A 6,021-nucleotide genomic window follows, 5' to 3' on the forward strand; every position below is an offset into this window, starting at 1 on the left:
GCTACAGAGCCCATTAACACGGTGAAAGGCGACATCTTAAGAGACTTGATAGAGCTGAACCAAGTTCCTTTACTTACATCGTTTTTATCCCTTCTTCCCCAGAATAACACTACAAGTCCTACTATTACCGCCGGGGGGCCTAACAGTTCTACTTGTTGGTTGAAGGGAGCTGGGACACCAGGTTGGTAATAACCCCAGATACTGAGTTCTATTAGATATATCCACGCTAGAGTCATTACCCAGACCCAGAACTTCCTATTCCTTAAATACATCCACTGGCTGTTTTCATAAAACGGCAGTAACATTACAACGAGTAACATGAACACTAAGGCTGCAATTACCATGGCCGGAGTTAAGGGTTGACCATTTGGTAATTCGAAGTCAACAAACTTGTACAAGAATAGGAAGAACCAAGGCGGATAAGGCTGCACTCCAGATGCTTGTGGAGTACCGGCTTGCGGTGCAGGGTAAGGGTTAATAACTATCGGTAAGCCGTTTATATTTGCCAACAAATTAGGCACGAAGAGTATAACTCCCCATGTAGTAAGGACTATTGATAACATATACACTACGTTTCTAGGCCACCACTCGTTAAACTTACTCCATTCCTCCTTTGTATAATAAGCGGGAACCTTAGACTTCTCTTTCTTAGACGGAGTCATACCGTATCTCTCAGAGAGCAGGAAGTGAAATCCGAATAAGGCTCCTATTAAGAAGACTAATACTATGTGCCAACCAAGTAATCTATCGAATAGTTCAGCTCTAGTTAAGGGACTACTTGAAATCGATGCTAACGCACCTGGTCCAAATAGCCAGTTAACAATTACGGTCGCACCAGGGAACCCAGTACCCACCATCAACTCACTTCCTATGTCTACTGCATTTACTCCGAGCACATCGCTAACTAGACTGTACCCGAAAAATGATGCACCTAGTGTTAGGAGTAACAAAAGGACTCCAGTAACCCATTGTAACTCTCTTGGCTTCTTGTAAGCCCCTACGTAAAAGTTCCTGAACATGTGAATGTATGCTAGAACTATCATTATATAAGAGCCGTAAAGGTGACTGAAGAGAAGTACTGGCCCATACGGTACGTGGTATATTATGTTCATTGTAGACTGATACGCGTAAGACGGCTGATAGTAGAGTAGTAAGAGCAATCCAGTAATAACTGTATAAATAAATGCGCCAGCAACCATAGCCCCTAACCAATAGGAAGGATTATACATATAGTCAGGGGTCTTAAAAAACGGAGCCTCTTTAACACCGACCCTATCTAAAATGTCCTCTACTAACCCTCTTTCCTTCTCAGCCATCCACTTTCACCTCTTTTCCTATATTCATTGAAATCGAGGTTGAAGTCTGAACAGAAACATCTGTACCGACAGTTACTTTTCTCATTATATAATCACCTATTGCAGAGGAAATAGCTAATACTAATCCGGGTATTCCTATTTCCGCTAAGAGGGAAATAGCTAAGTTAAACGGTTCGAAAATTGCTGGATATGCGATAACTCTCCTGAGCATTCCTAGGTATCCTTCCACAGACATTAAGTACCCTATCGTCATAAAAGGAACCGTCCAGAGTAGAATACCTGTTGTGATTAATCTAGAAGCTATCTTCGAGTAGTCAAAATTGACATTACTGGATTTCAGGAGATCTAGGAATACCCCTGTAAAACCTACAATTATCAGCGTCCATATTATTAAATGGAAGTGTCCTACTATAAAATATGAATTGTGAATTATGGGATTAACTATGTCGAACGGTTGAGGTAATGCTTGAACACCTCCCAGAATAAATCCTATGAATGCTATCAGGAACGACATACTTATCGGGTCTTTGTAATTGTATCCATTCGAAAGGAGGACAGTAAGACCTAGATTAAGCACGGTTAAACCTGAACCAGCAGCAAGGATCAAGGTAGCGAAGTTAGCCCATAACCTCAGGACGACTGGTAGAGGGAAAGTTTGCAGGTGGTGAACCCATATCAACATCGAACCTATCGCGAGTAGGTATATGTTCATCCTAGCCCACTTTTCGCTGTATAACTCTCTTCCAGCAGCTTTGGGTATATAGTAATATAACGCTCCAAACAGTGGGAACGGGACGTAATATACTACCGGATGACCGTAGAACCAGAAGAGGATTAGCCAAAGCAATGAGTCAACCGGGATCCCAGCTAAGAAATACAGTGCATACCATAACTCTGCAGCACTTAGAGCTGGCATGGTTAAGGCTATTATCGCTGCAAAAGCTACACCGTAAGCAGCGAATATATTCAGCTTCTGGTTCTTAGGTTTAGTAGCGTATGCGTCAGCGAGGAGGATAATCGGTATTATAGTACCTCCTATGGAGTTGATAGCTAAAGCAATGTAGGCAAGTCCTATTAGCACCGGGGATTGATATATCAGGAAAGCTTTGAAGACACTGTTCTCCTCTATTGCAAGAGGTGGATACATATACCAGCTCATGTCAGGACCACCTAAAAGCGCGAAGACTAGAGCTAAGTTAGATGCCCAGAACAAGTACGCAATTCTTTTTGCATTTACTGTTGATAACCCGCTTTTATACATGGAAAATGCTATTACGGCAAACGCAGCGTCAGGAACAACACCGAACATTGCACTCCATCCGTGTAACGTGAGAGATAAATAGTACGTGGGGCCAATTCCTGCCGAGTTATCGGGATAAACAAGATACGTCCTCATATTCATAGCAGCCATTCCTACAATTATCAGCCAGCCCACAGTACCGAGTGTGAAAAGCCAGACTACTCCCAACGTGTCTTTTGGTAGTGCAAAACTCTTTAATTTACCGAGGAAAACAGATATTTCTTTCTTAATTTTTTCAAATTGGATAGCAAGAGTGTAAGCCATTTAAACCACCTCCAGAACTCCGGTCATATTTGTTGAAAAAGCGTAACCCGCGTATTCGGGTTCATACCACGTATAGTTACCTTGTGTAGTAGGTGCAACGAAGTATACGTAACTCGGTATTCCGGGTACTGCATTAACGTTTATGACACCATTAGGTAAACGTAAGTATATCCCGGTTATAACTTGCGGCGAGTTAATGATCAGAACTATTTGTTGTCCGGGGGTGACTTTGATTAGGTTAGGCGAGTAATAGTATTGATAAGCTGTCATATTAACTACGAGAATGCCGTCGACGACTTCGGAAGTATGGTTTACTGGAGGATGTGCATTGAAATATGTTACAGCCTCCTGAGCTTGTTTGGGCATACCACTGTAAAGTGGTAAACCATATCTGAAGCTTACATTAGTGCCTGCCTGAATTTGGACTATCTCCCATGAGAAATAACCTAGACTTATTGCAAGCATAACGATAAACCATACCGTTTCGGCTTCATGTTTTATTTTATCAGCTAGTGTTATACTCGTTCACCTAAATTCTATTGTAATTATCATTATATTTAACTTTTTCTGTGATTTATTTATTTTTGAAATTTAGTTTATATAAATAAAATAATTTAGCATTATAAATGTAAATTTAACATAGTTTAATCTGTGTATTAAAGATTTACATTAAACATTATGAATAGTTTTAATCATCAATAAGAACAATATTGTAAGTTTGTAAAGATATAAAATAAAAATTTAAAGATTTCAACTATAACTAAATTTGTGAAAAGAAATGAAACCTTTCGTTCTCAAAAGGGATGACCTAATATTTTTACACCGTCTCATTTATAAAATGAGGAATCCACCTACAAAATTCGACGAGAAAGCGTTCATAAAGAAAGGGAGAGACTATCTTTTTAAATATGCTGAAGACAACGTAGGCCCGTTAAGCCCCGAGAGGAGGATGCTCTTAAAAGGACTACTAATAGGAATAGGAGCATTGGCTGTGGTTTCCGTACTACCCGTTCTCGGTTACTTAAACCAACCGGAAATTACACTTAAGGATTTTCCGTGGATGATAGTAACAGACTCAAACGGAAACCCAATAGAGGCCTCTAAGCTACCAGTAAACAACCCAGCGATTTTAGTCTTTCAATACCCTATGCAGGGCGATATAACTTTCTTGATAAACATTGGTGATAAGAACGGAAACCCAGTGGCGGTACCGTCTACAACTGTTACAATCCCAGAAAATGGTGCAACGTATACTTTTCCAGGAGGAGTAGGGCCAAATAAGTCAATTGTAGCTTATAGTGCTATATGTCAACATCTAGGCTGTATTCCTCCAGAAATCCATTATTATCCGCCTAATCTAGTTCAGCCAAATGGACCTTTCCCTAACTACATCCCCTCTGATGTATACAACATAATCGTATCCCAAGGCATTAATTACGGGGTTATACATTGTGATTGTCATGGCTCCACTTACGATCCATACAAAGGTGCTAATGTAGTGACTGGACCGACTGTAAGACCCTTGCCTTACGTTCAACTCTATTGGGACCCAAACACTGACTATCTTTATGCCGTTGGTATGAACCCTAATGCCCCTGTTATTTTGGGCAGGAGTAATGATTTGTCTGGGTTCGCAACTCTTTCAAGCTACGACGAGAACACAGGGTGTAGTAAGTTGCTACTGCAAAAAGGACAGACTCCAACGAATTGTTACACAAGGTTATTAACAAGTTTTGGAAATCCGTTCCAACAGCAGGGGTGATAAAATGACCAAGTTGGGTCTTTTCATTCTCGGATTAATCTTCGGGGGAACTATTGCAATGGCACTATTCATAGCGTATAATATAATCTGGGAGACCTTCCCGGTGAAATAAATGAATAAGAGTTTATTTGTTTACACCTTGTTAGCCTCTCTAGGATTCATCTTTTTTGTGTTCTTATCAATTCCCTTTAACTTCTTTACAAACAATGCTGTTGGTGTTGAGTCAGCTACGATCTTTGCAGCCGGATTTTACATGCTCTTCGCTTCGCTTCTATTTTTATACCTATTTAGAAAGTTAAGGTAAAATTTTTTAATTACACTTGTATAGTATTTTTTGATGAGTGTAACAAATTTTATAAATAGAACCATAAGCTTAATGTATGCTGAAAATTACATCCTAATGCCTACCATATTCCAACTTATAGTTCTCATCGTACTTTACAGTGCAGGAATGGCAATCCCTATCTTTAACTTAGGGCTTGTAGGTAATGCGATAACAGCCCATATATATGGTGCGGCAATTGTTGTAATACTAAGCTTTTTCATATTTGCAGCTGCAATGCGCAGTAATAACCTTAAGTTGAAAGCTCTAGGATTACTTAACGTTTTATTCTGTATATTTGCTGCATTTGAGGGATTATTCTATTTCGGCGGTTATACAGACCCTATGTATGCATTAATGATGGGTATCGGATTTTTAGGTGTGCTATTTTCGTCTACGGCGATCACCGTGGAAGTAACCCAGAAGAGTCAATATTATATGAGTATATAGCTAAACTTTTTTAACTATTAATTATTAACATAATTTTGATAAGTATGGCACTTTATCAAAGATCAAGAATAGTAACTATATTTGCAGGCTTAGAACTACTTTCTTTAACGTTTCTTTTCGCTTTCGGTTTAGCCACTCTACTTTATGATAAATTTCCTTTAATTAACGCTTATCAATCAGCACTATTATCGCTCCACATAAGTTTCGCAATGCTTACGGCTTTTCTGGGTGTTGCGTTATTTGCTTTAGGGACGATAAGTAAAGACAAAGTGCTTTTTTACCTATCAACCGCCAATATCTTATTTATAGGAATAGCTGCAGCCGGAGGTTTATTGTTCTACTCGAGCCTAGACCCGATATACTCTTATATAATGGCCCTGAGTTTCGTGGGATCTTTCTTTAGTACTACAGGGTTTTTCTTCAAATCGCTATAAAATCCGAACTTTTTTATTTATTCTAAATTTTTTACTGTGTCTCCACCCCTCCTGTTTTAACTGTAACTGCTTCTGGGTTGATACTGCAAATTGGACTTCACAAACGAGTTTTTGGAGCCAGAAGATTATAAAAACTACTATCTTTTTGCTTGATGTTTAAGTAAATAAGTCTT

General features: G+C 39.2%; 7 protein-coding genes. 4 read left to right on the plus strand and 3 right to left on the minus strand.

Annotated features, from left to right (window positions below; translation table 11 throughout):
- The 3 genes from WIW89_RS01440 to soxA form a co-directional block, all read right to left on the minus strand.
- Positions 1-1,316, minus strand: a 1,316-nt coding sequence (locus WIW89_RS01440) for a cytochrome bc complex cytochrome b subunit (RefSeq protein WP_337719493.1), incomplete at its 3' end; no start/stop codon positions are given.
- Positions 1,309-2,880 carry a cbb3-type cytochrome c oxidase subunit I gene (locus WIW89_RS01445; RefSeq protein WP_337719494.1) on the minus strand — a complete coding sequence of 524 codons (1,572 nt, stop codon included), beginning with the start codon at positions 2,878-2,880 and terminating at the stop codon, positions 1,309-1,311. The genes WIW89_RS01445 and WIW89_RS01440, both read right to left, overlap by 8 nt.
- Complete coding sequence (soxA, locus tag WIW89_RS01450) at positions 2,881-3,345, minus strand: proton pump complex quinol oxidase subunit SoxA (protein WP_337699229.1); 465 nt, start codon at positions 3,343-3,345, stop codon at positions 2,881-2,883.
- Between the two features lie 313 nt (positions 3,346-3,658).
- On the opposite strand from soxA, the gene WIW89_RS01455 reads away from it, so the two are divergent.
- From WIW89_RS01455 to WIW89_RS01470, 4 genes are all read left to right on the plus strand, one after another.
- On the plus strand, positions 3,659-4,642 hold the full coding sequence (locus tag WIW89_RS01455) for a Rieske 2Fe-2S domain-containing protein (RefSeq protein WP_337719495.1): 984 nt from the start codon (positions 3,659-3,661) through the stop codon (positions 4,640-4,642).
- Between the two features lie 112 nt (positions 4,643-4,754).
- Positions 4,755-4,946, plus strand: coding sequence for a hypothetical protein (locus WIW89_RS01460; protein WP_337719496.1), 192 nt, complete (start codon positions 4,755-4,757; stop codon positions 4,944-4,946).
- 33 nt (positions 4,947-4,979) lie between these two features.
- The gene (locus tag WIW89_RS01465; protein ID WP_337719497.1) at positions 4,980-5,414 is read left to right on the plus strand and encodes a hypothetical protein; all 435 of its coding nucleotides are present in this window, start codon (positions 4,980-4,982) and stop codon (positions 5,412-5,414) included.
- Between the two features lie 44 nt (positions 5,415-5,458).
- The gene (locus WIW89_RS01470) at positions 5,459-5,848 is read left to right on the plus strand and encodes a hypothetical protein (RefSeq protein ID WP_337708962.1); all 390 of its coding nucleotides are present in this window, start codon (positions 5,459-5,461) and stop codon (positions 5,846-5,848) included.
- Positions 5,849-6,021 lie beyond the last annotated feature (173 nt).

The sequence above is a fragment of the Stygiolobus sp. CP850M genome (assembly GCF_037389425.1).
Lineage (GTDB): Archaea > Thermoproteota > Thermoprotei_A > Sulfolobales > Sulfolobaceae > Stygiolobus.

Coding starts and splice junctions, on each gene's coding strand:
- WIW89_RS01445 (WP_337719494.1), bottom strand. CDS start 2,880: ATGGCTTACACTCTTGCTATCCAATTTGAAAAAATTAAGAAAGAAATA.
- soxA (WP_337699229.1), bottom strand. CDS start 3,345: ATGCTTGCAATAAGTCTAGGTTATTTCTCATGGGAGATAGTCCAAATT.
- WIW89_RS01455 (WP_337719495.1), top strand. CDS start 3,659: ATGAAACCTTTCGTTCTCAAAAGGGATGACCTAATATTTTTACACCGT.
- WIW89_RS01460 (WP_337719496.1), top strand. CDS start 4,755: ATGAATAAGAGTTTATTTGTTTACACCTTGTTAGCCTCTCTAGGATTC.
- WIW89_RS01465 (WP_337719497.1), top strand. CDS start 4,980: ATGAGTGTAACAAATTTTATAAATAGAACCATAAGCTTAATGTATGCT.
- WIW89_RS01470 (WP_337708962.1), top strand. CDS start 5,459: ATGGCACTTTATCAAAGATCAAGAATAGTAACTATATTTGCAGGCTTA.